General features: G+C 53.0%; 23 protein-coding genes. 9 read left to right on the forward strand and 14 right to left on the reverse strand.

Going from position 1 to position 25986, the window contains the following annotated elements; genetic code table 11:
* Positions 1-31: 31 nt before the first annotated feature.
* The 3 genes from prs to lolB all read right to left on the reverse strand — a co-directional run bounded on the left by prs (position 32) and on the right by lolB (position 2661).
* Positions 32-979 carry a ribose-phosphate diphosphokinase gene (prs, locus tag DAQ1742_RS09730; protein WP_035341818.1) on the reverse strand — a complete coding sequence of 316 codons (948 nt, stop codon included), beginning with the start codon at positions 977-979 and terminating at the stop codon, positions 32-34.
* Between the two features lie 128 nt (positions 980-1107).
* Positions 1108-2019: a 4-(cytidine 5'-diphospho)-2-C-methyl-D-erythritol kinase gene (gene ispE / locus DAQ1742_RS09735; protein ID WP_051124042.1), complete on the reverse strand. Its 912-nt coding sequence runs from the start codon at positions 2017-2019 to the stop codon at positions 1108-1110.
* Between the two features lie 21 nt (positions 2020-2040).
* Complete coding sequence (gene lolB / locus DAQ1742_RS09740; RefSeq protein ID WP_035341821.1) at positions 2041-2661, reverse strand: lipoprotein insertase outer membrane protein LolB; 621 nt, start codon at positions 2659-2661, stop codon at positions 2041-2043.
* A gap of 208 nt (positions 2662-2869) precedes the next feature.
* On the opposite strand from lolB, the gene hemA reads away from it, so the two are divergent.
* The 5 genes from hemA (at position 2870) to kdsA (ending at position 8013) form a co-directional block, all read left to right on the forward strand.
* On the forward strand, positions 2870-4126 hold the full coding sequence (gene hemA, locus DAQ1742_RS09745; protein WP_035341824.1) for a glutamyl-tRNA reductase: 1257 nt from the start codon (positions 2870-2872) through the stop codon (positions 4124-4126).
* Between the two features lie 47 nt (positions 4127-4173).
* On the forward strand, positions 4174-5259 hold the full coding sequence (prfA, locus tag DAQ1742_RS09750) for a peptide chain release factor 1 (RefSeq protein WP_035341827.1): 1086 nt from the start codon (positions 4174-4176) through the stop codon (positions 5257-5259).
* Positions 5256-6119: a peptide chain release factor N(5)-glutamine methyltransferase gene (gene prmC / locus DAQ1742_RS09755; protein WP_035341830.1), complete on the forward strand. Its 864-nt coding sequence runs from the start codon at positions 5256-5258 to the stop codon at positions 6117-6119. Before prfA ends, prmC begins: the two co-directional genes overlap by 4 nt.
* 159 nt (positions 6120-6278) lie before the next feature.
* Entirely contained in the window at positions 6279-7088 is an 810-nt protein-coding gene (gene sirB1 / locus DAQ1742_RS09760; protein WP_035341833.1) for an invasion regulator SirB1, read from the forward strand.
* Positions 7089-7158: 70 nt separating this feature from the next.
* Positions 7159-8013, forward strand: coding sequence for a 3-deoxy-8-phosphooctulonate synthase (gene kdsA, locus DAQ1742_RS09765; protein ID WP_180706298.1), 855 nt, complete (start codon positions 7159-7161; stop codon positions 8011-8013).
* A gap of 108 nt (positions 8014-8121) precedes the next feature.
* Here the strand turns inward: kdsA and ydgH are convergent, their stop codons facing one another.
* Positions 8122-9072 carry a DUF1471 family protein YdgH gene (ydgH, locus tag DAQ1742_RS09770; RefSeq protein ID WP_035345974.1) on the reverse strand — a complete coding sequence of 317 codons (951 nt, stop codon included), beginning with the start codon at positions 9070-9072 and terminating at the stop codon, positions 8122-8124.
* Positions 9073-9584: 512 nt separating this feature from the next.
* On the opposite strand from ydgH, the gene pntA reads away from it, so the two are divergent.
* Both pntA and pntB read left to right on the forward strand, forming a co-directional pair.
* On the forward strand, positions 9585-11114 hold the full coding sequence (pntA, locus tag DAQ1742_RS09775; RefSeq protein ID WP_035341838.1) for a Re/Si-specific NAD(P)(+) transhydrogenase subunit alpha: 1530 nt from the start codon (positions 9585-9587) through the stop codon (positions 11112-11114).
* A 10-nt stretch (positions 11115-11124) separates the two neighbouring features.
* The gene (gene pntB / locus DAQ1742_RS09780) at positions 11125-12513 is read left to right on the forward strand and encodes a Re/Si-specific NAD(P)(+) transhydrogenase subunit beta (RefSeq protein WP_035341840.1); all 1389 of its coding nucleotides are present in this window, start codon (positions 11125-11127) and stop codon (positions 12511-12513) included.
* Positions 12514-12602: 89 nt separating this feature from the next.
* Here the strand turns inward: pntB and uspE are convergent, their stop codons facing one another.
* From uspE to DAQ1742_RS09830, 10 genes are all read right to left on the reverse strand, one after another.
* Entirely contained in the window at positions 12603-13568 is a 966-nt protein-coding gene (uspE, locus tag DAQ1742_RS09785) for a universal stress protein UspE (RefSeq protein ID WP_035341842.1), read from the reverse strand.
* Positions 13569-13712: 144 nt separating this feature from the next.
* On the reverse strand, positions 13713-14465 hold the full coding sequence (fnr, locus tag DAQ1742_RS09790; RefSeq protein WP_035341844.1) for a fumarate/nitrate reduction transcriptional regulator Fnr: 753 nt from the start codon (positions 14463-14465) through the stop codon (positions 13713-13715).
* Positions 14466-14697: 232 nt separating this feature from the next.
* A complete protein-coding gene (ogt, locus tag DAQ1742_RS09795) occupies positions 14698-15210 on the reverse strand; it encodes a methylated-DNA--[protein]-cysteine S-methyltransferase (protein WP_035341846.1) in 513 nt (170 codons plus the stop codon).
* Between the two features lie 205 nt (positions 15211-15415).
* On the reverse strand, positions 15416-17359 hold the full coding sequence (locus DAQ1742_RS09800; protein WP_035341848.1) for a methyl-accepting chemotaxis protein: 1944 nt from the start codon (positions 17357-17359) through the stop codon (positions 15416-15418).
* A gap of 322 nt (positions 17360-17681) precedes the next feature.
* The gene (locus DAQ1742_RS09805) at positions 17682-18905 is read right to left on the reverse strand and encodes an SAM-dependent methyltransferase (RefSeq protein WP_035341850.1); all 1224 of its coding nucleotides are present in this window, start codon (positions 18903-18905) and stop codon (positions 17682-17684) included.
* On the reverse strand, positions 18898-19689 hold the full coding sequence (locus DAQ1742_RS09810; protein WP_035341852.1) for a DUF1365 domain-containing protein: 792 nt from the start codon (positions 19687-19689) through the stop codon (positions 18898-18900). The genes DAQ1742_RS09805 and DAQ1742_RS09810 overlap by 8 nt, the downstream gene beginning before the upstream one ends.
* Positions 19686-20975: an NAD(P)/FAD-dependent oxidoreductase gene (locus tag DAQ1742_RS09815; RefSeq protein WP_035341855.1), complete on the reverse strand. Its 1290-nt coding sequence runs from the start codon at positions 20973-20975 to the stop codon at positions 19686-19688. Before DAQ1742_RS09815 ends, DAQ1742_RS09810 begins: the two co-directional genes overlap by 4 nt.
* Positions 20972-21691 carry an SDR family NAD(P)-dependent oxidoreductase gene (locus DAQ1742_RS09820; RefSeq protein ID WP_035341857.1) on the reverse strand — a complete coding sequence of 240 codons (720 nt, stop codon included), beginning with the start codon at positions 21689-21691 and terminating at the stop codon, positions 20972-20974. The genes DAQ1742_RS09815 and DAQ1742_RS09820 overlap by 4 nt, the downstream gene beginning before the upstream one ends.
* Positions 21688-22122, reverse strand: a complete 435-nt coding sequence (locus DAQ1742_RS09825) for a nuclear transport factor 2 family protein (RefSeq protein ID WP_035341858.1) — start codon at positions 22120-22122, stop codon at positions 21688-21690. The genes DAQ1742_RS09820 and DAQ1742_RS09825 overlap by 4 nt, the downstream gene beginning before the upstream one ends.
* Positions 22119-22868 carry a MerR family transcriptional regulator gene (locus tag DAQ1742_RS09830; RefSeq protein ID WP_067486938.1) on the reverse strand — a complete coding sequence of 250 codons (750 nt, stop codon included), beginning with the start codon at positions 22866-22868 and terminating at the stop codon, positions 22119-22121. Before DAQ1742_RS09830 ends, DAQ1742_RS09825 begins: the two co-directional genes overlap by 4 nt.
* Positions 22869-23128: 260 nt before the next feature.
* Between DAQ1742_RS09830 and DAQ1742_RS09835 the strand changes: the two genes are divergently transcribed.
* Together DAQ1742_RS09835 and DAQ1742_RS09840 are read left to right on the forward strand one after the other, a co-directional pair.
* Positions 23129-23701, forward strand: coding sequence for a hypothetical protein (locus tag DAQ1742_RS09835; protein WP_067486941.1), 573 nt, complete (start codon positions 23129-23131; stop codon positions 23699-23701).
* A 287-nt stretch (positions 23702-23988) separates the two neighbouring features.
* The gene (locus DAQ1742_RS09840; RefSeq protein WP_035341865.1) at positions 23989-25932 is read left to right on the forward strand and encodes a methyl-accepting chemotaxis protein; all 1944 of its coding nucleotides are present in this window, start codon (positions 23989-23991) and stop codon (positions 25930-25932) included.
* Positions 25933-25986 lie beyond the last annotated feature (54 nt).

The following is a 25986-nucleotide window of genomic DNA, read 5'->3' on the forward strand; positions in this document are numbered from 1 at the left end:
GGTGGCGTGGGATGCTCGTTTCTGTGAAGAATTAATGCTCAAACATAGCAGAAATGGATTCTTCGTTACTGATGCGACGAATCGCCTCAGCCAGCATGCCCGAGAGCGTCAGGGTACGTACGTTCGGCAGGGATTTAATGTTTTCCGACAGCGGAATAGTATCGCAGACAATCACTTCATCAATGACCGAGTTCTTGATGTTCTCGTAAGCGTTGCCAGAGAAAATCGGGTGGGTGGCGTAAGCAAACACACGTTTTGCGCCACGCTCTTTTAGCGCCTCTGCCGCTTTACACAACGTGCCACCGGTATCAATCATATCATCAACCAGAATACAGTCGCGGCCAGCAACGTCCCCAATGATGTGCATGACCTGAGAAACATTGGCACGCGGGCGACGCTTGTCGATAATCGCCATGTCGGTGTCATTGAGTAACTTGGCAATCGCGCGGGCACGTACCACGCCACCGATATCCGGGGAAACCACAATCGGGTTATCCAGATTCTGCTGTAACATATCTTCAAGCAGAATCGGGCTACCAAACACGTTATCTACCGGGACATCAAAGAAGCCCTGAATCTGTTCAGCATGCAGATCGACCGTCAGCACACGGTCAACGCCGACGCTGGAGAGAAAATCCGCCACGACTTTGGCCGTGATTGGCACACGGGCGGAGCGCACACGGCGGTCCTGTCGGGCGTAGCCAAAGTAGGGAATAACAGCAGTAATACGTCCTGCGGAAGCGCGGCGCAGGGCATCAACCATGACCACCAGCTCCATCAGATTATCATTGGTGGGAGCACAGGTAGATTGGATGATGAAAATATCACCACCGCGTACATTTTCGTTGATTTGTACGCTGACTTCGCCGTCACTAAAACGACCTACGGCAGCATCGCCCAGACTGGTGTACAAACGGTTGGCAATACGTTGTGCTAGTTCCGGTATTGCGTTACCAGCAAAAAGCTTCATATCAGGCACGAGAAGAACCTCAAGCTTGCGTCCAGAGAAATATTCTGCCTGCGGAAGCCGTGTGTTGTACCGCAAACAGAATATACATACGGGTGTATGAAAAAGATCGTTAAAACACCACGGTGGGTAGTGGTTTTTTAGCAACCCTTAAATTGCCCGGAAAGGCATTGTTGCAGCGGAGAAACATTCACACCTCGAGCCACAAAGCCGAACTGTCCTTCCGGGACCCGGTTTAGCACCTGACGGGCGGCGTGCTCGGTGTCGAACTCGGCGAACACGCAAGCGCCAGTGCCGGTCAGGCGCGCCGGTGCGTATTCTAACAGCCATAAAAGTAGCTGTTCAACCTTACGAAAACGTTTTCTTGCGACAGACTCACAATCATTGCGGAAAGTTTGTGTCAATAAGTGTGACAGTGGCCTTATTGGGGTATCTCGCGTTAAATCTGGGTCGGCAAAGATAAGCGGGGTAGGAATATGGACACCCGGGTGAACCACCAGATACCATTTTTCTGGCGGGTAAGCGGGCACGAGTTGCTCGCCAACCCCTTCGGCAAAGGCCGAATGGCCGTGGATAAACACCGGCACATCGGCACCGAGGGTTAACCCCAATGCGGCCAATGCCTTGACCGATACCTGGCTGCCCCAAAGATGATTGAGTGCGACCAGTACCGTCGCTGCGTTTGATGAACCACCGCCAAGCCCGCCGCCCATCGGTAAGCATTTTTCGATGGCGATATCGGTGCCGCTGAACGGCAAACCTGCTTGCTGACAATGTTGTTGCAATAAGCGCGCTGCCCGCACGGCCAGATTATTGTCATCAGGTACATCAGGCAGTGGGGTTTGTAGCACTATCTGGTTATCCTGGCGCAGAGTTAACGTGACAGTGTCACCATAATCCAGAAACTGAAACAGCGTTTGCAGGTTGTGGTAGCCGTCGGCGCGGCGGCCCGTGATATATAAAAACAGGTTAAGTTTGGCCGGTGAGGGCCAAACGGTAGAGGACGTTGCGATATCAGCGTCTGATATCGCTATCGGTGTTCTCGCTATCATGATTCTCGGTATTCGCCGCCGTTATTGGGTTGTCCAGTTATCCATTTTCAGTTTGATGCGCTGTTCGCCCTGTGTCAGTTCCAGGCTCTGTGGCAACGGTAGCGGGTCGTCAGTGTATGAGAAATAGTCAACGCTCCAGTGCTGGTCACCTTGCTGGTAATTAACATGGCGTAACCGTGCATTCTCATCGAGCTCGAAGTCCTGCGCATTACCGGGTAGCCCCAGCATCCATTGACGCAGGTTATCGAGCGGGATAGCCATGCCGGTGAGCTGTTGTACCATCAGTTGGGCGTTCTTACCCATGTAGCGTTTACCTTGATTATCGGTAATTTGCACCAGATCGGGGCTCGCCTGTAATTCCAGCTCGGTGCCACCAAGCGGGTTGCTTAACAGCAACCGATAGCGCTGTGGCGAGGGCTGCTGCCAAAAGAAACGCGCATAAAGCTTTTTCCTATCAGAAATATAGGCAAATGAACCACGGGTCTGGTAATGACTCAGATTTTGTACGTTTTGCTCGTGAGCCAGCCACTGTGGCGAGGTGGCTTTTTGGCCGGGTGCAGTGGGCTGTGTCAGGGTACAGGCTGTCAGTAACACGCTTGCTAAAGGCAGTAATCGCAAGGCTCGGGCGGGGTTTTTGAGCATGTTGAAAAAATCCTGTTTCAGGCATCATGGGGGCAAACAAGGCGTCACGCTAACGGGGTTGGGCGGCAGCGTCAATCCTTGATGTATCCAGGATAAGGCGATAAGGGTGTGAAGAGGGTCTACCGGGGTTACTTTTATTGCACGCAGGCTTGAAGTAGAATGCCCATCAGATGAAACCCATACTAACACCGGGATTACTCTGCGAATCATGACCCTGCTCGCGCTTGGCATCAATCATAAAACCGCTCCTGTGTCGCTGAGGGAACGCGTGGCGTTTTCGCCAGAACAGCAGGGGCAGGCGCTGCACAGTCTGTTACAGCAACCCTTGGTGCAGGGCGGCGTGGTGTTATCCACCTGCAACCGTACCGAACTCTACCTGAGTGTGGACGAGCAGGAAAATCGTCATGAGCAGTTGATAGCCTGGTTATGTGACTATCATCAGCTACATCCTGATGAAATTCGTAAAAACCTCTACTGGCATGAAGACAATGCGGCCGTCAGCCACCTGATGCGCGTTGCCAGCGGTCTGGATTCGCTGGTTCTGGGTGAGCCTCAAATTCTGGGTCAGGTAAAAAAAGCGTTTGCCGATTCGCAGCGTGAGCGTTCGCTGTCTGGCGATCTGGAACGGTTGTTCCAAAAATCGTTCACCGTAGCCAAACGGGTACGCACTGAAACGGATATCGGAGCCAGCGCAGTGTCGGTGGCCTTTGCCGCCTGTACGCTGGCGCGCCAGATTTTTGAATCCTTGTCCGATGTGAGTGTGTTGCTGGTTGGTGCCGGAGAGACCATTGAGCTGGTGTCTCGCCACTTGCGAGAACATCGCGTGAAACGCATGGTGATAGCCAACCGTACCCGTGAGCGAGCCCAGGCGCTGGCAGATGAGGTAGGGGCGGAAGTCATTACGCTGGCTGAACTGGATGCCAGCCTGCCGCAGGCAGATATTGTCATCAGTTCTACCGCCAGTACCTTGCCTATCATCGGTAAAGGGATGATGGAACGTACCATGAAGGCCCGGCGCAACCAGCCTATGCTGATGGTTGATATCGCCGTGCCGCGTGATATTGAACCTGAAGTCGGGCGTTTGCCGAATATTTATCTCTACAGTGTTGACGATCTACAGGCGATTATTGCGCATAACCTGGCTCAGCGAAAAGCGGCTGCCGTGCAGGCGGAATCGATTGTTGAGCAAGAGTGCTCGGAATTTATGGCGTGGCTGCGGGCCCAGTCGGTGGTCGATACTATTCGTGATTATCGTGACCAGGCTGACAGCCTGCGCGAGGAGATGACGGCCAAAGCGGTGGCGGCAATACGTAACGGTGGCGATGTTGAGGCCATTGTGCAGGAACTGACTCATCGACTGACGAATCGACTGATTCACTCACCCACCCGCGCGCTACAGCAAGCCGCGCGTGACGGCGATCTGGAACGTTTGCAGATTTTACGTGACAGCCTCGGCCTGAACTAGCATCCTTCTTCCCCCTTAATGATTCACTACAGGATTGAACTGCCCGCATGAAGCCTTCTATTGTTGCTAAACTGGAAGCGTTACAAGAGCGCCATGAAGAGGTACAGGCGTTACTGGGAGAGCCCAGTGTTATTGCTGATATGGACCGCTTTCGGGCGCTATCTCGCGAGTATGCGCAACTGACTGATATTACCCAGTGCTTTCGGCGCTGGCAGCAGACTCAAGACGATCTTGAAACTGCTACGCTGATGCTGGATGACCCTGAAATGCGCGACATGGCGCAAGAAGAGCTAAAAGCCGCCAGAGCCGCCAGTGATGAGCTGGAACAACAGTTACAGGTTCTGCTGTTACCAAAAGACCCGGACGATGAGCGTGGGTGCTTCCTTGAAATTCGTGCCGGTACCGGTGGTGATGAAGCAGCGCTGTTTGCGGGTGATTTATTTCGTATGTACAGCCGTTACGCTGAGTCCCGCCGCTGGAAAATTGAGGTCATGAGCGCCAGTGACGGTGAGCACGGTGGTTACAAAGAGATGATTGCCAAGGTCGTGGGTGACGGAGCCTATGGCCAGCTTAAGTTTGAGTCAGGTGGTCATCGGGTGCAGCGTGTGCCTGCCACGGAATCTCAGGGGCGCATTCACACCTCAGCATGTACGGTTGCGGTGATGCCGGAAGTGCCAGAGGCTGAATTACCGGATATCAACCCCGGCGATCTGAAAATCGATACTTTCCGCTCGTCTGGGGCGGGTGGTCAGCATGTTAACACCACGGATTCGGCCATCCGTATTACCCATTTGCCGACCGGCATTGTGGTGGAGTGTCAGGATGAACGTTCCCAGCACAAAAACAAGGCGAAAGCATTGTCGGTATTGGCGGCCCGTATCCGTGCGGCTGAAATGCAAAAACGCCATCAGGAAGAGGCTTCAACCCGACGCAATCTGTTAGGCAGTGGCGATCGTTCTGACCGTATTCGTACCTACAATTTTCCCCAGGGCCGAGTGACCGATCACCGCATTAACCTAACGCTCTACCGGCTGGATGAAGCGATTGAAGGTAAGTTGGATATGCTGATTCAGCCGATTGTGCAGGAGTATCAGGCCGATCAGCTGGCGGCTCTGGCCGAGCAGGATCAATGAGTTATCAGGAGTGGCTGCAACAGGCGGTGAGCCGTTTGCAAGGCAGTGACAGCCCAAAGCGTGATGCGGAAATTTTACTGGGCCAGGTAACGGGCAAGAGCCGTACCTTCTTGCTGGCGTTTGGTGAAACGCCACTCGGTGTGAGCGAATTGCAGCAAGCCGAGATCCTGCTATCCCGCCGTATCAACGGGGAACCGATTGCGTATCTGACCGGTATAAGAGAGTTTTGGTCACTGCCGCTGGCGGTGTCACCGGTAACGCTTATCCCGCGGCCAGACACCGAGTGTCTGGTGGAACAGGCGTTGTTGCGCCTGCCTGCGTATGCCGCAAACGTGCTGGATTTAGGGACGGGTACCGGAGCTATTGCGCTGGCGATTGCGCACGAACGCCCGGACTGCCAACTGACGGGGGTTGATTTTCAGCCTGATGCAGTGGCACTGGCGCAGCATAATGCTGAGCGGTTGAATATCCGCAATGCCCGGTTTTTGCCCAGCGACTGGTTCTGCGCATTACGTGGTCAGCAATTCTCACTGATTGTCAGCAACCCCCCCTATATCGATGAACGTGACCCGCATTTATCCTGTGGCGATGTGCGATTTGAGCCGTCCAGTGCCTTGATTGCCGACGATCAGGGATTGGCCGATTTGCGTACGATTACGCAACAGGCAGGTACGTTTCTGTTACCCGCAGGCTGGCTGCTGCTGGAGCACGGCTGGCAGCAGGGGGCAGCCGTGCGCGAACTGTTGCAACTCGCCGGATTTGAGGCCATTCAAACCCAGCGTGATTATGGTGGCAATGAGCGGGTGACACTGGGACAATGGCCTCAGCGTCTTGCGCCGGATCACGTTAGCCATGATTAGCGCTATTTATCCTTCGTCTGGATTAATGTGACTGCTGACGACGCGCGGGTTTGGCATTATTATCTGACTCGCCTGACAGACCGCATACGCAGATGAGTGCAGGCAGACTGGCACGTATTCAGGCTCGCTGCCGATGTTATTTTTGCTGATGGAATCACTATGAGTTCTATTGCCGATTTTGAATTTAACCAGTCACCGCTAAGTGAAGGGGTGATGCTGGTTTCCCAGTCAATACGCCGTGATTTTGCCACCCAGGATGTCAAACAGCATCTGCAACGATTAGTTGATGAAGCGCGAGCGAGCATTTCGAGCGATCTGCACCAGGATCAGCAACTGGAACAGCTGATTGAACTGTTTTTCCGTACCTGGGGATTTGGCGGGGCCAACGGTGTCTATCGGTTGTCTGATGTGTTATGGCTGGATAAAGTGCTGGCGACACGTCAGGGAATGCCGGTTTCGCTCGGGATCATCTTTTTGCATATCGCTCATCAACTTGAGCTGCCATTAATGCCCGTGATTTTCCCGACTCAGTTGATCTTGCGCGCCGACTGGCTCGATGATGAGATGTGGCTGATTAACCCGCTCAACGGCGATACCCTCAGTGAGCATGTGCTGGAAGTCTGGCTGAAGGGGAATCTCGGTTTATCGGCAAGGCTGATGGACAGTGACCTGGATGAAGCCGAAAACGTGATGATAGTCCGCAAGCTGCTCGACACGCTTAAAATTGCGTTGATGGAAGAAAAACAGATGGAGCTGGCGCTCCGGGCCTGCGAAGCCATATTGCAGTTTGACCCGGAAGATCCGTATGAAATCCGCGATCGTGGTTTGATTTATGCGCAACTGGATTGCGATCATATCGCACTCTCTGATTTGAGCTACTTCGTTGAACAGTGCCCGGAAGACCCGGTCAGTGAAATGATTAAGGTTCAGATCCACTCCATTGAGCAAAAACAGATTGTGCTGCACTAGATGGATGGTGCGGCATGAGATTGGGGCGCGTGACCCAGTCATCTGATTTATCCGACAATAAGGTAAATTTATGAGCAATAAAGTGGTTAACATCGGGGATATCCCGGTTGCCAACCATCTGCCGTTTGTGTTGTTTGGTGGCATGAATGTGCTTGAGTCTCGCGAACTGGCGATGCGAATTTGCGAGCATTATGTCACTGTGACACAAAAATTGGGCATCCCTTATGTTTTCAAAGCCTCCTTCGACAAAGCCAACCGTTCGTCTATCCACTCCTACCGTGGGCCGGGGCTGGAAGAGGGGATGAAGATTTTTCAGGAGCTAAAACAGACGTTTGGCGTCAAGATCATTACCGATGTGCATGAGCCGCAGCAGGCTCAGCCGGTGTCTGAAGTGGTGGATGTGATTCAGCTACCCGCGTTCCTTGCCCGCCAGACCGATCTGGTTGAAGCCATGGCGAAGACAGGGGCTGTCATCAATATCAAAAAACCGCAGTTCATCAGCCCGGGCCAGGTTGGCAATATCGTGGACAAATTCCGCGAAGGGGCAACGAGCAGGTCAATTTTATGCGATCGCGGCAGTAACTTTGGCTATGACAATCTGGTTGTCGATATGCTCGGTTTTAACGTCATGAAACAGGTGTCACAGGGTGCGCCGGTCATTTTTGACGTCACGCATGCCCTGCAATGCCGCGATCCGTTTGGTGCCGCATCCGGTGGTCGTCGTGCACAGGTTGCAGAATTAGCCCGTGCTGGTATGGCGGTAGGGATAGCGGGTTTGTTTATTGAAGCGCATCCAGAGCCGAACAGTGCCAAATGCGATGGCCCTTCTGCACTGCCGCTTGATAAGCTGGAACCTTTCCTGGTGCAGATGAAAGCGATTGATGAACTGGTGAAAAGCTTTCCCGAGCTCGATACCCGTTGTTGATGATAGTACCCCTTATCACTCAGTACAGTGACTGAGGGGGATGAATAAAAAAACCGCCGGTTAATGGCGGTTTTTTTGTACTCATTGCAATCACGCGGGTTGCGGGTATTACTTGTATAAATCTGCACCAATGGTGTAGTGGTCGCCTTTTTCCTGCCACTCTCTGGTAATGTGGTAGAACTTGGCCCCTTTCTTGTAAGCCTGTTTAGCAACGGCTTCTGAAATATCGGTCGGGCTGTTAAAGCTGCCACGCAACGTAATGGCGTCAAACGGTGCCATTTGTGCAGCGGTCGCGTTATTCAGCTCCTGAATAGTGGTGCCGTCGGCCATCGTGACAGTGTAACGTGAGCCAACAGTGGAGGACTGGGTCTGGAAGAAATTCCCCACTTTATCACTCAGGCTTGAAGAGGTGGCTATCCCTGGAATTTCCACTTTTGCAGCAGCCTCTCCGCCAGCGGCCAGCGCTGCTTTACCGGCTTCTGAGTTAGCCGGGATGGCATCCGGGCTTTGCACCTGACGCTTGGGAGCGTCTTTCTTGTACACAAACGCAGTAATAGATTGCGTGGCACCGCTGGAGTTGATGTCCACCTGGCGGGCGATAAAAAACGCATCTGCTGCTTTTGCTTTTGCCGCTTTACCAATCGCTTCATTGACTTCGGGCTGATTACCAAAAGAGCCGGTCACGGTTACGGTGTCATATGGCTCCAGCCGCACCGCTTCGTCTTTGGGCAGCTCTTTAACGCCGCTGAATCTACGGTATGACGTGTCTTTCACTGCCGCTGGCGCATCTTTTTTGTAGAGATCGACCGTGACTTGCCAGCGACCACCATTCACTTCCGAGGTGCTCTGGATGTAAAACGCCGCGGCACCACGCGCATCGGCTTTTTTAGAGGCATCGGCAGCCGCTTCATAAATCGCGTCATAGCGGCCTAAAAAAGTCATACGCTCAAAAGGCTGTAGAGACTGCGCTTTTTCAGGCGTCAATTCCTGTGCAGCCTGCGATGAAAACGCGACTATTGATAAAAGAGTGGAGGCAACAACGCGGGTCTTCAGCTTCATAAAAAATCCTTTCACCTGACGCAGTTCGGGTAAATACGTACCAAGCCGTTTTCTGTAGTAGCCGCTGATTATGGCATGGAAACTGGTGTTATGCCTCTGCATTTTAAGTTAAATCCTGTAAGGCGAGGGCAAGCTGGCAACGGGAAAAGAAAAGTGAAGATAATAACCATTAATACTGAAATTCATTTCATAAACGATATTTATCAAGATCACTGACTTTAACAAAGCATTAACACTGACTTTTTGTGAAGTACGCCGAAATATTGTGGTGGCAATAATGCTAAAAAAAATAACTTTAGCGGCAATTTTTAACCAAAAATTGCTATGAGGAACGGTCATCACGCTGCTTTTAGAACTTAATGGTTTTAACAGTGGATCATTAATTCCATTTTAAGTAGGTTATAAATGAACTTGCTACGGTTGCCATGGGTGCTGGATAACGCGGTAAGTTCTTTCAAGTGATTGATATAGTTCAAATATAAAACCTTCGTGACAACGAAAAGGGATTCATAATGCGTATTGGTGTACCAAGAGAGAGGTTGGCCAATGAAGCCCGTGTCGCAGCCACGCCAAAAACGGTGGAGCAGCTGCTGAAACTGGGATTCGAGGTCGGCATTGAAAGTGGCGCTGGCAAACTAGCCAGTTTTGACGACGCTGCCTATGAACAGGCGGGGGCGACCATTCTCGATACCTCGGCGGTCTGGCAGAGTGATATTGTGCTCAAAGTCAATGCGCCGCTGGATGATGAAGTGGCGCTGACCCGAGCGGGCAGCACCGTTATCAGCTTTATCTGGCCTGCCCAGAATCCGACATTGCTCGATGCTCTGGCGGCAAGGCAGGTTACGGTGTTGGCCATGGATGCAGTACCACGTATTTCCCGCGCACAATCGATGGATGCCTTGAGTTCAATGGCGAATATCGCCGGATATCGGGCGATTGTTGAAGCGGCTCATGAGTTTGGCCGTTTCTTTACCGGTCAGATAACGGCTGCCGGGAAAGTGCCGCCTGCTAAAGTACTGATTATCGGGGCCGGTGTTGCAGGTCTTGCAGCCATTGGTGCCGCAGGTAGCCTCGGGGCTATCGTGCGCGCGTTTGACACCCGCCCGGAAGTTAAAGAGCAGGTGAAGAGCATGGGCGCAGAGTTCCTTGAGCTGGCGTTCGAGGAAGAAGCGGGCAGCGGAGATGGCTACGCCAAAGTGATGTCAGAAGCCTTTATCAAGGCAGAAATGGCACTGTTTGCTGCACAGGCCAAAGATGTTGACATTATTGTTACTACGGCACTCATCCCCGGAAAACCAGCACCGAAGCTGATTACCGCTGAGATGGTACGCAGCATGAAGCCTGGCAGTGTGATTGTTGACCTGGCCGCGCAAACCGGTGGTAACTGTGAGCTGACGGTGGCAGACCAGGTTACGGTCACAGACAATGGTGTGAAAATTATCGGTTATACCGATTTACCCAGCCGCCTGCCGACCCAATCGTCACAGCTTTATGGGACCAACCTGGTTAACTTGCTGAAATTACTGTGCAAAGAGAAGGATGGCCAGATCAATATCGATTTTGACGATACGGTGATTCGTGGCGTTACCGTTATTCGTGATGGTGACATTACCTGGCCTGCGCCGCCCATTCAGGTATCAGCCCAGCCTCAGCAGGCTAAACCGGCCGCCAGTGTGGCAAAACCGGAAAGTCAGCCGGTATCGCCGTGGCGGAAGGTTATTTTTATCGCACTTGCGATTGTGCTGTTTGGCTGGCTGGCGAATGTGGCACCGAAAGAGTTCCTGTCACACTTCACTGTTTTTGCGTTGTCATGCGTGGTGGGGTATTACGTGGTGTGGAACGTGAGTCATGCGCTACATACCCCCTTGATGTCTGTTACCAATGCGATTTCCGGCATTATCGTTGTAGGGGCGTTGTTGCAGATTGGGCATGGCGGATGGGTGTCATTTTTCTCGTTCATTGCCGTGTTGATTGCCAGTATTAATATTTTCGGCGGATTCACCGTCACTCAGCGCATGCTGAAAATGTTCCGCAAAAATTAAGGGGTAGCTGATGTCTGGAGGATTAGTGACGGCAGCGTATATTGTTGCCGCAATTTTATTTATTTTCAGCCTGGCTGGCTTATCCAAACATGAAACCTCACGTCAGGGGAACATTTTCGGTATCAGCGGGATGGCGATTGCGCTATTAGCCACCATCCTCGGGCCGAATGCCGGTAACGTAGGCTGGATTATCGCTGCGATGGTCATTGGTGGGGCCATCGGCATCCACCTGGCGCGTAAAGTTGAAATGACCGAAATGCCAGAACTGGTGGCAATCCTGCACAGTTTTGTCGGGTTTGCGGCTGTTTTAGTTGGGTTTAATAGCTTTATTGGCGAGGGTGAGATAACCGATCGGGTGATGGAAAACATTCACCTGACCGAAGTGTTTCTGGGCATTTTTATCGGTGCGGTGACGTTCACAGGCTCGATAGTCGCATTTGGTAAGCTGCGTGGCGTGATGTCATCCAAACCGCTGATGTTACCTAATCGTCACAAGATGAATCTGGCTGCATTAGTGCTGTCATTTCTGCTACTGCTGGTGTTTGTCAAAGCCCACAGCGCCGGGATGCAGGTGTTTGCACTGCTGCTGATGACGCTGATTGCTCTGGCCTTTGGCTGGCATCTGGTCGCATCAATTGGCGGAGCCGATATGCCGGTTGTGGTTTCGATGCTCAACTCCTATTCTGGCTGGGCCGCTGCTGCCGCAGGCTTTATGCTGAGTAACGATCTGTTGATTGTTACCGGTGCACTGGTCGGGTCATCGGGGGCAATCCTCTCTTACATTATGTGTAAAGCGATGAACCGTTCGTTTATCAGTGTAATTGCCGGTGGGTTTGGCACTGACGGTTCATCGTCGGGAGCAGATGAGGAAGTGGGCGAGCACCGTGAAACCTCGGCTGAAGAAGTGGCTGAACTGCTGAAAAATTCAAGCTCGGTTATCATCACTCCGGGGTACGGTATGGCGGTTGCTCAGGCGCAGTATCCGGTGCATGACATTACCGCCAAGCTGCGCGCGCGCGGGATCAACGTCCGCTTTGGTATTCATCCGGTGGCGGGGCGTTTGCCGGGGCACATGAACGTGTTGCTGGCAGAAGCCAAAGTGCCGTATGACGTGGTGCTGGAAATGGATGAAATCAATGATGATTTTTCTGATACCGATACGGTGCTGGTGATTGGCGCGAATGACACGGTTAACCCGGCTGCGCAGGAAGACCCGCATAGCCCGATTGCCGGAATGCCGGTATTGGAAGTGTGGAAAGCGCAGAACGTGATAGTCTTTAAGCGTTCGATGAATACCGGTTATGCTGGTGTACAGAACCCCTTGTTCTTTAAAGAGAATACTCAGATGCTGTTTGGCGATGCCAAAGAAAGTGTTGAGGCAATCCTGAAAGCGCTGTAACCGCGGCTGGACGGCATAACGATAAGACGCAATAAATCAACGGGGGCCTTTTGGCCCCCGTATTATTGACGGTGGTGTATAAGGTACACTCAGGCATCATCCGCTTTCGTATCGGCTTCGCTCTGTAGCGTTAGCGAGGCAACAAAATCATCGGGCTTAATTGCCAGCAAATCGCACTTCAGGTGGTCGATAACATGTTCAACGGTATTACCAATGAAGGCAGCGGACAAACCGGTACGCCCCAGCGAACCTAGCACCACCACACCCGCTTGCAGATGTTCTGCCAGATCGGGGATAACATCCTCTGGCAGGCCTTTTTCCACATGGGTCAGCCGTTCATCCAGGCCAAATTTCTGTCGCAGTGATTTCATCGCCAGCAGGTGCTGGCCCCGAATGGCACCGTTATAGACACCGGGGTCAAAATCGGGCAATTCAATGGCGATATTAATTGGCGTGACAGGATAGGCCCCAACCAGATGTACTTCGGTTTGGTCAACCTGACGTGCCAGCGCCAGTGTTTCTGACACCAGCTTAATGTTGAGTGGGTCGTGGTACGGGTCTTCACTGGCCAGATTAACGGCGACCAGCGCACGGCCATTTTGCGGCCAGGGCTGGTCTTTGACCATCCAAACCGGGCAGGGGCACTTGCGCAGTAATTGCCAGTCGGTCGGGGTGAAGATAACCGCTTCCAGCCTGTCGTGCTGATGTGCCATCTTGAGCAACAAATCGTGCTGACCGGCAACGACTTCCTGAATAATGGCTTCATAAGGTTTGTTGTGCCAGACCACTTTGATTTCAATGGCAACACCTGCATCAAGGTAATACTTGCACTGTTCCGTAATCCATTCGGTTCGTTGGGCAATAACGCGTTGCCTCATCTCGGTTCTTTCATCGGGAGAGAGCAGGGTGGTCATTTCATAGGAAAAGTCGTAGATAGGCAGAAACGCCTTGATTCTGCCTCCCAGCCGCTGAACCAGATAAACCGCCCGCCGTAGTGCGGGTTGGTCGTCCTGATTTGGGTCAATAGCGACCAGTAAATTCTGATACTTCGCCATAGCGCCTCCTGTTGGCTGTCAGTCCGCAGCCTGCCCGTTAAGAGTAACGCATGGAAATCGCTTTGAACAACAGGTGATGAGTGCCGGAACAACAATTTAGCGTAATCATTGATCCGGCGGGGAAAGTAAAAGTGTGTGGAGGTATTACACTTTGGTGCGTGATGAACCTGCCAGTTCGGCCAGAGCATCCGTATTCTCAATGGTAATATATTTGCCTTTTACCGCCAGCATGCCACTTTTTTGAAAGCGCCCTAACAGGCGGCTGATGGTTTCCACCGTGAGGCCGAGATAGTTGCCTATGTCGCCACGGGTCATGGTGAGGCGGAATTCGCGCGGAGAGAAACCGCGCTGCGCAAACCGGCGAGACAAATTGTAGATAAACGCCGCCAGACGCTCTTCGGCATTTTTCTTCGACAGCAGCAGGATCATATCCTGATCGCCACGGATCTCTCCGCTCATCAGTCGCATCATTTGCTGGCGCAGATTGGGCATTTTGCCAGAGAGGTCGTCGAGCGTTTCAAACGGGATTTCACACACCATAGAGGTTTCGAGCGCCTGGGCGAAACTGGGATGCTGTGCACCACCGATGGCATCAAACCCGACCAAATCGCCTGCCAGATGGAAACCGGTTATCTGCTCATCACCCTGCTCGGTGATGGTGTAACTTTTGATGGTGCCTGAGCGGATGGCGTACAGTGATTTCAGCTCATCCCCCGCCTTGAACAACGCCTGCCCTTTCTGGATAGGTTTTTTCCTTTCAATGATATTGTCGAGCTGATCAAGCTCATGCTCATTAAGTGTGAAAGGAATACAGAGCTGGCTGATGCTGCAATCCTGACAATGAATGGCGCAACCGCCAGACTGAATGCGTCGGATTATTCGCTTTTCAGGAATCATAGACTTTACTCAGGCGATAATTGATGTCGGTCAATTTTAACAGCTTTTATTGGGTCTGATAAGATCCGCTATCTTTAGAACTGACTATTAAATAGTGAGCTTATTAATATTTTTTCCATGCGATTAAGTCGCCTGATGTTTTTCCTCACGTCGTTGCAACCCGTCGATGGGTATTATGTTTCAAGAAGAAAATAGCCACTAAAGCGTAATCACGGTTAGTGAATAAATGTCGTCAGGCTGAATACCCTTCATGGCGCAACAACCATTTTTTGCGTTCAATGCCACCGGCATAACCGGTCAGGGCACCCCCTGCGCCAATCACTCGATGACAAGGCACCACGATGCTGACCGGATTGGCTCCATTAGCCATCCCGATAGCCCGTGATGCGGTAGGCTTACCAAGGCGATGAGCCAGTTCACCATAGGTTGTGGTGGTGCCACAGGGTAATGTTCGCAGAGCCTGCCAGACGCGTTGTTGAAAATCGGTACCTCTGGCGGCGACGGGGAGATTATCAATAATGTGTAAATCCCCCTCAAAATAGGCCCGCAGTTTGTCACTCAGACCACCCGGATTACTACAGGTTTTCAACGTAAAAGGATCGTCGTGGTAACGTCTATTCAGCGAGAGAAATAAATCTTCTTCATATTCACGCCACTCAACCGCCCGAAGATGATAACGCTCATCGGTAATCAGTAATAACTCACCAATAGGGGTAGGCAGTGTATCGAATAAAAATATCTGCATGTTTTCACATCCTGTCCGGTATGCCGGTTTTATCAGAGGGCGTTGCGCCTGGGTTCAAAACCGTAGGGCACGCATGGCAAATGCGTCTCAACACGGTCGGGCATTGTCGCCCGAAGCGTATTGGCTGTCACATGAAAACGGTATGAATTTTGTCGTGCAGAAGCAGTAAGGCGCATTTTTGCGCCTTACTGCCGGGGGAGGGCCATCAGGATGAGGTCAGTTTTTGCAGTACCGTGAGCTGGTTTACGGCGTCCTGCATGGCATCCATACCTTTAGCAAGATCTTTGAGGTTAGTGAGATTTGCCGTCATATTGGCGCGATCGCGGTCGGTTTCGGCACTCATGCTGGCGATTTGGTTCGCCGCCGAGATACTTTTTTCCGCCATTTGCTGAGTGGTGGTGACGGTTTGCTGTGCAATTGAGCGAATATGCGCAATGGTATCGACAGCCTCCCGAATGCTGTGGGTGGTGGCATCAACCTGCTCTTTTGAGGAACTGGCGAGCTTGCGCACTTCTTCGGCCACGACAGCAAACCCCCGGCCCGCTTCACCCGCGCGTGCAGCTTCAACGGCGGCGTTGAGTGCCAGCAGGTTGGTTTTATCTGCAATGGCATTGATACCGCTGGTGATATGCGTGATGCCAATCGAGATACGCTCCAGATCGTTCAGGCCAGTTTCAAGCCGCCCCTGAGCTTCCTGGGTTTTGGCTGCCGAGTCACTGATTGCCCGGATGCTGGTTTGCGCCACATCAAGTGTGTCACTTTGCCGCAAGGTTGCCTGCTCCAGTTGAGGCATGGCTGTCAGAAGCGGAGCCAGGGCCTGCTCATATTCCACAACCTGCTTGACCACCGTTGACTGAATATCGTGCAAGGCTTCCCAGCGACGCAACGCGCGTTGGGCATAATGGCCCGCGTAGGCGGCGTAATCCACCGGGAAATGAGACATGGCCTTGACATCATGGCTAAAAAAAGCCAGCGCAGAGAGCGTTTGATTGATAGGAACGCCAAGAATTTCGCCAAAGCTTGAGAAGCCTGCTGCCGGGATCTGCGCGAAGAATTGCGCTTCGTTCAGGCGAGTATTGCCCGCACGGCGCAGTACGCAGTCATTGAGTAAGACCAGTTCCGGCTTGCCGTGCTGTGAGACAAATTGCTGCCAGTCGCGCTCTGTGGTGGCGATGAAATCGGTCGATTCCATCAGGTATAACCGATCGCCAAATTCAAGATCGCAGAAAAACGCGATTCTGTCTTGCTTGATAGCGGCCACCGAGCGCACAAAGTATTCGTCATTGACTTTGACGGCGAAGGTTTTGCCGACCAGATGCTGGCTGATTTGCTCTGGAGAGCATCGCAGGCAGGCGGCAATCGCCTCAATTAGCGGTTGCTCGTTGCCGTGGGCGTCAAAAACCGATTTTACCGTACGGGCGACAGGGTCGGCCTCTGCAACCAGCCAGCTCTGTTTGGTGGGGGCGAAATTCTGGCTCTTGAATGGCGCAAAGGATTTGCCCGGAGCCATTTGGCAAAACACGATGACTGCTTTTCCCTGTAGCACGTTGTTGTCGGCACTGATATAGGTGCCGCTGAAGTCCAGCTTCCCACCGGCGGCACCCCCAATCGCCAGACAGGGAAAGCGCCGACAGGCGTACCAGGCCTGCATTAAAAACCCCTCCGAAGCCGCCAGGCCATCACAATAAATCAGCGCAAAAGTGTTCTCGGATGACAGCGGCATACTGACGTTCATTCGCTCCAGCTCACGGCGAATGGCATCAATTCTGACGCGAGCGTTGGGTTTGTCATGCATGTGCAGGTCAACCATGTGCACTTCATGGCGTGCAATCAGCGACTGTGGCAACCACAACCAGCTTCCTTGCGGGCCTTCCATGTCACAGTAGGTGGATTGACCGCGCTGGCTGCAAAGCGCACCGGTCGATGACAAGGTAATCACACTGCGATAAGGGGCGGAGAAACGTTGCCAGGCTCGATTGACCGCGGCGAAGTCGGCATGAGGGGGAACGAACACCATCAGTAGCCCAGGGGCGGACGGTAATCCCAGTTGTGACAGCGAAGAAGGCAAAGCATCACACCGATAGACGCCGCGAGCGGGGCGCGATTTCTTTAAACCCGGAATTGAGAGACGGCTCAGAAAAGATGACATGATATCTCCACATCCTATGGTTAAATTAATTAATGAGATATGTTTCTTCATCCTACGAGAAGCCATGCCACCGTAAGGTGATCACGATCACCGGGAAGCGTGATATCAGTCAGTAAATTCATTTTCGTGTACAGGATCACAGGGTTATACGGGCTGAAAGGGGCGGGGTGAAACAACTAATTACACTTAGACATTATTTAAGAGATGTAAAGTCAAAACGGCATACTTGTCTGGCTCTGTCAGGCATCACACTGTGACTGAGATGCCTGTTAAGCGCAGCATGCCAAATGGTTTAGGTGACAATGTCACGTTTAATGCGCATTCACGGGCACTCGGCGGTTATCTGTACCGTGCTGATGGTGCGGGCCATAAAGCCGGCTTCGCAATAGCACAGGTAGAATAGCCATAAGCGCCTAAAACGTTCATCAAAGCCCAGCGGCGCTATCTCGGCCCAATGCTGTAGAAAACGCGTGCGCCATTCATGCAGGGTGCGGGCATAGTCCAGCCCCATATCATGCAAATTGCGCGTTACCAGGCGGGTATGGCGGGTCATGGTGTTGTTTAATACGGTGATTGAGGGCAGAAAACCACCGGGGAAAATGTAGCGCTGAATGAAGTCCACGCGCCGGCTGTAGCGCGCATAGCGCTGATCGCTGATAGTGATAGCCTGTAGCGCGAGGCGGCCTCCGGGCTTGAGCCGCTGCTGGCAGTGCTGAAAAAAGACCGGTAAAAAAGCCTTGCCGACAGCTTCAATCATTTCAATCGAGACGATTTTGTCGTACTGCCCGCTCAGGTCGCGGTAATCCTGACACAATACGGTGATGCGGTCATCAAGCCCTGCCTGCCGCACACGCTCGCAGGTATACTCATACTGTGCGTTTGACACGGTTGTGGTCGTGACACGACAGCCATATTCGCGGGCGGCAAAGAGTGCCATTTCGCCCCAGCCGCTGCCAATTTCGAGCAGATGGTCATGTTCGTTGAGTTGTAACTGCTCGCACAACCGGCGCAGTTTTGCCTGCTGCGCCTGCTCAAGCGTCGCATTTGGGTCGCTATACAGTGCGCTGGAGTAGAGCATGCTTGGGTCGAGAAAACGTTGATAAAACGCATTACCCAGGTCGTAGTGTGCGGCGATATTGCGGCGGGCCTGATGACGGGTGTTCCGGTGCAAAAGATGCCGAACTTGCTGAAAGGGCAATAACAGCAGCGAGAAACGGGATTCCAGTGCCGCGATAACCGCGCTGTTTCTAGCCAGTGCCAACAGCGTTGCGGTCAGGTCTGGGGTGCTCCAGGCTCCATCGAGATAGCTTTCTGCCGCACCTATTCCGCCGCCGAGCAGGCATTGACGATAAAAGACCGGGTTATGCACCGTAACCTGGGCCTGCAAGGTGGCATGAGGATGACCAAATGCATGCTGAGTTCCATCGGCGTCATCAAGTTGCAGGTAGACATCCCTGAGCTGGCTGAGCAGGCGAAACATGATGCGACGGGCAGGCGATACTGTGCGCTGGCGTCGCTGTTTGAGTGGGTAAGCCGGGTTATTCATGGTGTTTTCTCTTGGAAGATGGATGCGCGTAAACAGGAACCTTCTTGAGCCACAGGCGCAGCGCCTGCCAGTAAATGGCCAGCGCGGTTTTCAGCGTCATCATCGGCAGACGGCGTATGTGCTGGTAGAGTGAGCGGCGTGTCAGCATGACGCGCCGCAATTGTAATGTGGCATCCAGCACTTTTGCGTGATCCGGCCGGGCGGTTGTCAGGGGCGATGCGGCAGTGCCGTCGCTGGCCAACGATGACTTGATACGGTGATGATTTTCAATGTGAACCCTGAGCGAGGCACCCGGCGCGGTAAACTGCCAGTGGTAATCCATCTCCAGCGGGTTAAACGGTGAGACGTGAAAACATTTGGCCTGGGGTTCGGGGTGGTCTGCGGGGATGGCATACACATGGCGTTCATTCCACGGTGTGTTGCGTACCTCGGCCAGCAACCAGCGGAGCTGGCCTGCCTCATCATGGCAGTAGTAAAAATTGACCGGGTTGAAATGGAATCCGCAATAGCGTAACTGACAGAGTAAATAGACTTTACCGTGCAGCGTTTCGCCGGTCAGTGCCGTTAAGCGCCGCAGTGCTGCCTGCCGGAGATCACCACCGTCCAGATAATCATCCGGCTGGAAAGAAGCCAATGCGGCGCGGCGTGAGGCAATCCCTACCGTTTTCAAGAGTGCCAGCTCGTCAAGGTCGAGCAGTAGCATGAAAATTGGATAGGTAAAGTCATGGGCTTTGGGCGAAAAGCGGCGATGGCGTAACCAGCCGGTGTAGAGCGCGCTGTTCATGCCACCTCCGTGCCGCCGGTAAGTCGTTTGTTCAGCGTGGTGACGACATCCAGCGCGCTGCGAACCCCATCCTCATGAAAGCCGTTATACCAGTAAGCACCACAGTACCAGGTATGGTGGCGGCCACTGATTTCACGCCGCCGCCGCTGCGCCATCAGGCTTTCAGGGCTAAATACCGGGTGATGATAGGTAAAGCGGCGCAGTACCTGTTGCTCATCGATTGGTCTGCTCGGGTTAAGGGTGACGCAAAAGGTATGGGGAGTCGATGCCGGTAATCCTTGCAGGATGTTCATGTTATAGGTCACACATGCGTGAGTTTGTTCCTCTTCCAGGCTAGCGCCAGCAAGGCGGTAATTCCAGCTCGCCCATGCTTTGCGCCGACACGGCAGCCAGCTTGTGTCGGTGTGCAACACCACCTCGTTTGCCTGATAAGGCAGATGGCTCAAAATGTGCCGCTCGGTTGGGGTGGCATCCTTAAGTAAGGACAGTGCCTGATCGGCATGACATGCGAAGATGACCTCGTCAAAAAACTCACTGCCCCGAGCCGATAACACGCGCACCGCGACCGGTGAGCGCCACACACCCACGACAGGGGTTCTGCACAAAAACGTCATGCGGCTATTTAACTGCTGTTGCATTCGGCGGATGTATTCGCGTGAGCCGCCGGGTATCACATACCACTGCGGGCGACGGGTGATATCAAGTAAACCGTGGTGATTAAAAAAACGCAGAAACAGCCGCAGAGAGAAGCGGCGCATGTCGGCCATAGATGCAGACCAAATGGCGGCCCCCATGGGTAAAATATAGTGACGGGCAAAATAATCGTTAAATTTTTCATGCACCAGCAAATCACCTAATGTCAGGTCGTTGTCCGGGCGTTTTGTCAGGTAGCGTTTGCAGCAGCGGTTAAAGCGCAAAATATCCGATAATAAGCGCCAGAATCGGGGGTTGAACCAGTTGCGTTTTTGGGCAAACAGTGAAGAGAGCGTATGTCCATTGTACTCAAGGCCACTGGCCTGATTGTGAACGGAAAAGCTCATTTGTGTTTTTTGGCCTTGCAGATTGAGTTCATTCAGCAGGCTGATAAACCGCGGATAGGTGCGGTCGTTATAGACAATGAAGCCGGTGTCGATAGCGTAGGTACGCCCGTCGAGCGGGACATCAACCGTCGCCGTGTGCCCGCCGAGATAGTCGTTAGCTTCAAATAGCGTGACCTGATGTTGATCCGCCAGTTTCCAGGCGCAGGTCATCCCTGCAATACCACTGCCGATAATGGCTATCTTCATGGTCTCACCAGTCGTTGTGTAATACGTTGTTGTAGTGATAGTGGTAGCCGGGCAACCATACCGAGCAACCAGGCAAACACCGCAGGAAAGCGAATGTCGTCACGTCCGGCCGCGATACCGCGGCGAATGGCGCGTGAGGCGGCCTGTACGCTGACTTGCATGGGCATCGGGAAGTCGTTGCGTTGAGTGAGCGGCGTATCGACAAACCCTGGCATCACCAGCGTGACGCCGATACCGCGAACGTGCAGATCAAGGCGCAGGCTTTGGGTGAAATACGCCAGTGCGGCTTTAGAAGCTCCATAGGCTTGCGCTCGTGGTAGTGCGACCAACCCGGCGAGAGAGCCGATGACAACAATACGTGCACCGGCCTGTAGCTGGGGCAACAGAGTCTCGAGACAATAGACCGGCCCGAACAGATTGGTGGCGAACACGCGCGTTATCTTATCGACCTCTATCTGGCCGTGCTCAAGGTATTCGCAGGTTCCGGCATTGAGGATCACCAGATCGCACGGTGTCTCGGCCAAATAATGGCGGGTTTGCGCTAACTGGCTGACATCAAAAACCCGGGTGTGAATTTGACGCCCCGGTGAGTCGAGCGTGGCCAGCGCCTGAGCGTTACGGCCACAGGCTATGACCTCCCAGCCGTCGTCAGCGTAATCGCCCGCCAGTTGTTTGCCAATGCCGGAGCTGGCACCGGTAATCAGAACGCGTTTCATGGGGCGAGCCTCGTTTTCAGAAAGTGGATACCCTGCCTGAGAAGCGGCAGCTGTTCGTACAGCAATGCGCCCATGTCGTAGAAATCGTGCTGAAAACACACCCGTTCGTGCTTAAATTCCAGCCATGAGCACCCTTGCAGCGTCAGCGCAGCCCCGCGCCGCAAGCGAGGGTGAGCATAGTCCATTCGCCACAATAAGGTAGCGTGCTGGTCATCACTGAGAATGTGGTGTACGTCAAAGTGGCAATAGCGGGTGCGTTTCACTAAACCATTAAAGTAATCGCAAAGTTGCACCAGACCGCGGTGTTCACCTAGCGGGTCGTGCAACACCACATCCTGATGATAGAAATCCGCCAGTTGTGCGGGCGTGCAGATATCAAGCTGGCGATAAAACCCGATAATCCTTTGCAGAGCATGGGGCGTGGTGGTCATGCGGCCTCCCGCTGGCTCAGAATGACAAGCTCAATATGCCGGCCATCGTCAAGCCACTGTTGATGCTGACGATGCTGGCCGGGGGAAAGGGGTTGCGCATTGACCAGCAGCCAATGGCAACCGGATACCAATTCTGGCCTGGGGCAGGTCAGCGATTGGGGGATGACGCTACAGCGCAGCGAGGAGGGCGTGCGGCGCAATGCCTCGAGCCAAATCTCGGTGGTGTCCTGAAGTTGCCAGCCTGCGATGATAGTATCCTGACCGGCACGCTTGCGTGCACCTTCAAGGCAAAATGCGCTATAGCTGATAATGACACTGTCAAGCAGGTGGTGAAGTGTCTGAATCGTTTCCTGGCTGCTGGTCAGCCGCGCACGCAGCGGGCGCAGTATCTGATCAACCAGATACTCTCGCGGGTATTCGCGCCCGGCGTCATAAAGCAGGTTGCGCAGGCGTGACAGCTCTCCTGCCTGTAACGACGCCAGCAAGATATCCTGCAAATCGGTATTGCCGCGCCCCATATTGACGGACTGCCCCTCCAGCAGGCGTTTAATCTGACCTATCGGCACGCCTCTTTTGATCCACGAGAGAATAACGCCCACTTCCAGCAAGTCGGCATCATCATAAAGGCGATGGCCGCCTTCGGTACGTTTAGGGCTTAACAGTCCGTAGCGTCGCTGCCAGGCGCGCAATGTGACTGCGTTAACGCCGCAGCGGGCTGAAAATTCACTGATACTGTAAGTGGCCATAACGTGTTGTACCTTCGGTGGTGTTACCGATTAAACCTTAGTCAATTGTACAAAGTTATACAAATTTTAATTTTTGTACAGCTTTGCCGTTATCGCGAAGTCATCGGGGAAAAACCGCCGGGGATTAGCCGGGGGTGTGCATTATTGCACCTTAAAATTCATACGCTTGGCGTTTCCCTGACATTTGGGGGATTTAGGGTATAGTGTTAAGAGGGGATGGAATAACATCAGAATAATGCGTGGATCAGGAGAACAGAAAAATGGCTAATAGCATGATAAAACGGGGGTTATGTGGTTTGTTGCTGGCAATGCCGCTGGCGGGGCTGGCAGACCAGAACCCGGATTTAATTGCCGGTTATACCTCTCAGCAACTGGCAGATGCGTTGCCCCCTGCAGTCGATGGCTTAAAGCGCCGTGGAGTGGAAGCTGATGCCAAGGCGCACTCGGTTCAGGCCGAATATGTGGATACCGCGACCCGGCGCAAGGCGCTGGTGACGATTTATACGTTGCCTTCTTCAACCGACAAAGTCTCGGTTGCCAGCAGTGACAGTGACCTGGATGCGGTGATAGCCAGTTCAGAAAAAGAGATGTTACGCCAGCGTATTCGCCCGGAGAAAAAAGAGCTGGTGGCGGACGGTTCGCCGAAGTTTCGCTGCCTGCTCACATTGCTAAACGATCAGGTGGTGCATTCGCTGTGTGCCGCAGTGGTGAAAGGTCGCGTGGTGGAGATTCAACCGGTCACCCTGGTGGATAACAAGCAGTTTGCACCCGCCCAGCAGCGTCAGGCTGACATGGTACTGGCGATTGGTAAAAGCCTGCTGGCAGGCAAATAACATTGCATTGACCACTACGCGTTGACGACCACAGGGCTAACCGACGCTGACTCATCACACGCAGTTGGGGTGTGGTCGTCCCGCGGCGCGTACTCCCGGCATTGTTTGCCGGTTTTTTTTGCCTTAATTTGAATGAAAAAAATCATCAATGATCTAAATTAAGCATAATATTGGTTAATGTGTGATTCAGATCACCTTGCTTTGCTAAAAGAAACGCATTTCTATCCGATAAGCCAACAGTAGGCTTCGTTGTGTTGCCGTTTGTTTCACCTGTTGGAGATGCAAGGATGAGTGTGTTTGGACATTACGTGAAAAATCTCAAGATAGCTCACAAACTGTATGGTGGATTTGGCATTGTACTGCTGCTGGTGATGCTGGCATCCGTATTCAGTTCGGTTCGCTTTTTTACTATTCGGGATTTGTACATAAAAAGTGACATCATGAACGACATGGGGGATTTTATCGATCTCACCCGGATAGCCCGGATAAAATTCACCTATACGCTCAGTAATGACAATCTGACCAACCTGAATAAGTACCTTGATCAAGCGCGTCAGCTTAATGACAAAGCCAAAGCACTCGGCTGGGATGCTGATTATCAGCAAGATCTTGACAAGGTCACTCAGGATTTTACTGACTATACCAATCAGTTAGAGCGCATTAAGACCAGCGCGCAGTCAGTCAGTGCGGTCGTGCGTGAACAAGCGGCGCTTGCGCCACTGGACGGGCTGGATGAGGCGTTTTATGACACCCTAAGCGATCCGGCGCTATTACGGCAGTATCATCAAACCAGCGTACGTTACCTGCAACTGGTTGACAGCGCCCACCAGTTACAGAAAGAAAACAGTGAAGCGGCCTTCAAGGCGATGCAAGAGGCGTATGCGGCGGCGAAAAAAGCGTTTGATGACCTGAATGCGCAGTTTCCGCTGCAAGAGCGCAGCCGTATCAGTGAACTGGGTAGCCGAATTGAGCGCTATAACCAGAACAGTGTGAAATATAACGACAGCATCACACAGTTAAGGAGTGCGGATTCGGCGCTCAGGGCAACCGGCGATAAGCTCATTAGTGATATCACGGTTGTACTCAATAAAATTGCCGCGCGTAACAACGTGGTGATTAATGATGCCGTGGTGCAGACCGTTATTTTTGGCCTGGCGGCAATGGTGTTGGGCTTGCTGATTGCCTGGTCGGTCACTCGCCAGATAACCCGCCCGCTGATTGCCAATCTGAAACTGGCAGAGCAGATTGCCGGGGGCGACTTGACCACCACAGTGGAGGTCGCGCGGCATGATGAATTGGGGCAACTGACGCAAGCGATGATGGTGATGACAGACCGGTTGCGTCAGTTGATTGCCGATATTCGCCACAGTGTCTATAGCGTGGCCAGTGCAGCCTCACAAATTGCAACTGGCAATCATGATCTCTCCTCGCGTACAGAACAACAGTCCTCGGCGATTGTGCAAACGGCTGCCAGTATTGAGCAACTGACATCGACGGTGAAAAACAACGCGGAAAATGCCCGTCATGCCCGTCACATTGCCGAGCAGGCCTCTGCCAATGCCGATCGCGGTGGCGAGATTATTCATAAAGTTATTCAGACGATGACAGAGATTTCTGGCAGTTCGAAAAAGATTTCCGACATTACTACCGTCATTAACGGCATTGCCTTTCAGACCAATATTCTGGCGCTCAACGCGGCCGTTGAAGCGGCGCGTGCCGGTGAACAGGGGCGTGGCTTTGCGGTCGTTGCCGGTGAAGTCCGTAATTTGGCACAGCGCAGCGCCCAGGCGGCCAAAGAGATAGAGAGCCTGATTTCGGAGTCAGCGAACCGGGTCAATACCGGCACTGTATTTGTCTCGGATGCGGGCAATGCGATGGATGAGCTGATGACATCGGTGAAACGGGTGCACGATATCATGGGGGAAATCGCCTCCGCGTCTGATGAGCAGAGCCGCGGGATTAGCCAGATTGGTGCTGCCGTGGCAGAGATGGACACCACCACGCAACAGAATGCGGCGATGGTGCAACAGTCCTCGGCAGCCGCACAGGCTCTGGAGGAAGAGGCCGCGATGCTCTCGCAACGGGTGGCGGTCTTCCGCTTATCCCAACAGGATGAAGCCGGATCCGCCGCCGCATCGCATCGCGTGGCATCCACGGCCCGACCTGCATCGCTAGCGCAGACTCACACCATCACTCATCGGCAAGATAAAGATAACTGGTCATCGTTTTAAACCGGGCTTCAGGCAACGCGCAGTTGCCGTGTGACTGGCGAGTGTCTGAATAGC

Source organism: Dickeya aquatica (assembly GCF_900095885.1).
GTDB lineage: Bacteria > Pseudomonadota > Gammaproteobacteria > Enterobacterales > Enterobacteriaceae > Dickeya > Dickeya aquatica.

What these genes read in the sequence shown, in the direction of transcription:
- prmC (WP_035341830.1), top strand. Translation starts at nt 5,256, where the DNA reads ATGAGTTATCAGGAGTGGCTGCAACAGGCGGTGAGCCGTTTGCAAGGC.
- fnr (WP_035341844.1), bottom strand. Translation starts at nt 14,465, where the DNA reads ATGATTCCTGAAAAGCGAATAATCCGACGCATTCAGTCTGGCGGTTGC.
- DAQ1742_RS09815 (WP_035341855.1), bottom strand. Translation starts at nt 20,975, where the DNA reads ATGAAGATAGCCATTATCGGCAGTGGTATTGCAGGGATGACCTGCGCC.
- DAQ1742_RS09830 (WP_067486938.1), bottom strand. Translation starts at nt 22,868, where the DNA reads ATGGCCACTTACAGTATCAGTGAATTTTCAGCCCGCTGCGGCGTTAAC.
- ydgH (WP_035345974.1), bottom strand. Translation starts at nt 9,072, where the DNA reads ATGAAGCTGAAGACCCGCGTTGTTGCCTCCACTCTTTTATCAATAGTC.
- DAQ1742_RS09840 (WP_035341865.1), top strand. Translation starts at nt 23,989, where the DNA reads ATGAGTGTGTTTGGACATTACGTGAAAAATCTCAAGATAGCTCACAAA.
- DAQ1742_RS09820 (WP_035341857.1), bottom strand. Translation starts at nt 21,691, where the DNA reads ATGAAACGCGTTCTGATTACCGGTGCCAGCTCCGGCATTGGCAAACAA.
- DAQ1742_RS09810 (WP_035341852.1), bottom strand. Translation starts at nt 19,689, where the DNA reads ATGAACAGCGCGCTCTACACCGGCTGGTTACGCCATCGCCGCTTTTCG.
- ispE (WP_051124042.1), bottom strand. Translation starts at nt 2,019, where the DNA reads ATGATAGCGAGAACACCGATAGCGATATCAGACGCTGATATCGCAACG.
- DAQ1742_RS09835 (WP_067486941.1), top strand. Translation starts at nt 23,129, where the DNA reads ATGGCTAATAGCATGATAAAACGGGGGTTATGTGGTTTGTTGCTGGCA.
- uspE (WP_035341842.1), bottom strand. Translation starts at nt 13,568, where the DNA reads ATGGCGAAGTATCAGAATTTACTGGTCGCTATTGACCCAAATCAGGAC.
- sirB1 (WP_035341833.1), top strand. Translation starts at nt 6,279, where the DNA reads ATGAGTTCTATTGCCGATTTTGAATTTAACCAGTCACCGCTAAGTGAA.
- pntA (WP_035341838.1), top strand. Translation starts at nt 9,585, where the DNA reads ATGCGTATTGGTGTACCAAGAGAGAGGTTGGCCAATGAAGCCCGTGTC.
- DAQ1742_RS09805 (WP_035341850.1), bottom strand. Translation starts at nt 18,905, where the DNA reads ATGAATAACCCGGCTTACCCACTCAAACAGCGACGCCAGCGCACAGTA.
- DAQ1742_RS09800 (WP_035341848.1), bottom strand. Translation starts at nt 17,359, where the DNA reads ATGTCATCTTTTCTGAGCCGTCTCTCAATTCCGGGTTTAAAGAAATCG.
- pntB (WP_035341840.1), top strand. Translation starts at nt 11,125, where the DNA reads ATGTCTGGAGGATTAGTGACGGCAGCGTATATTGTTGCCGCAATTTTA.
- lolB (WP_035341821.1), bottom strand. Translation starts at nt 2,661, where the DNA reads ATGCTCAAAAACCCCGCCCGAGCCTTGCGATTACTGCCTTTAGCAAGC.
- prfA (WP_035341827.1), top strand. Translation starts at nt 4,174, where the DNA reads ATGAAGCCTTCTATTGTTGCTAAACTGGAAGCGTTACAAGAGCGCCAT.
- ogt (WP_035341846.1), bottom strand. Translation starts at nt 15,210, where the DNA reads ATGCAGATATTTTTATTCGATACACTGCCTACCCCTATTGGTGAGTTA.
- hemA (WP_035341824.1), top strand. Translation starts at nt 2,870, where the DNA reads ATGACCCTGCTCGCGCTTGGCATCAATCATAAAACCGCTCCTGTGTCG.
- DAQ1742_RS09825 (WP_035341858.1), bottom strand. Translation starts at nt 22,122, where the DNA reads ATGACCACCACGCCCCATGCTCTGCAAAGGATTATCGGGTTTTATCGC.
- kdsA (WP_180706298.1), top strand. Translation starts at nt 7,159, where the DNA reads ATGAGCAATAAAGTGGTTAACATCGGGGATATCCCGGTTGCCAACCAT.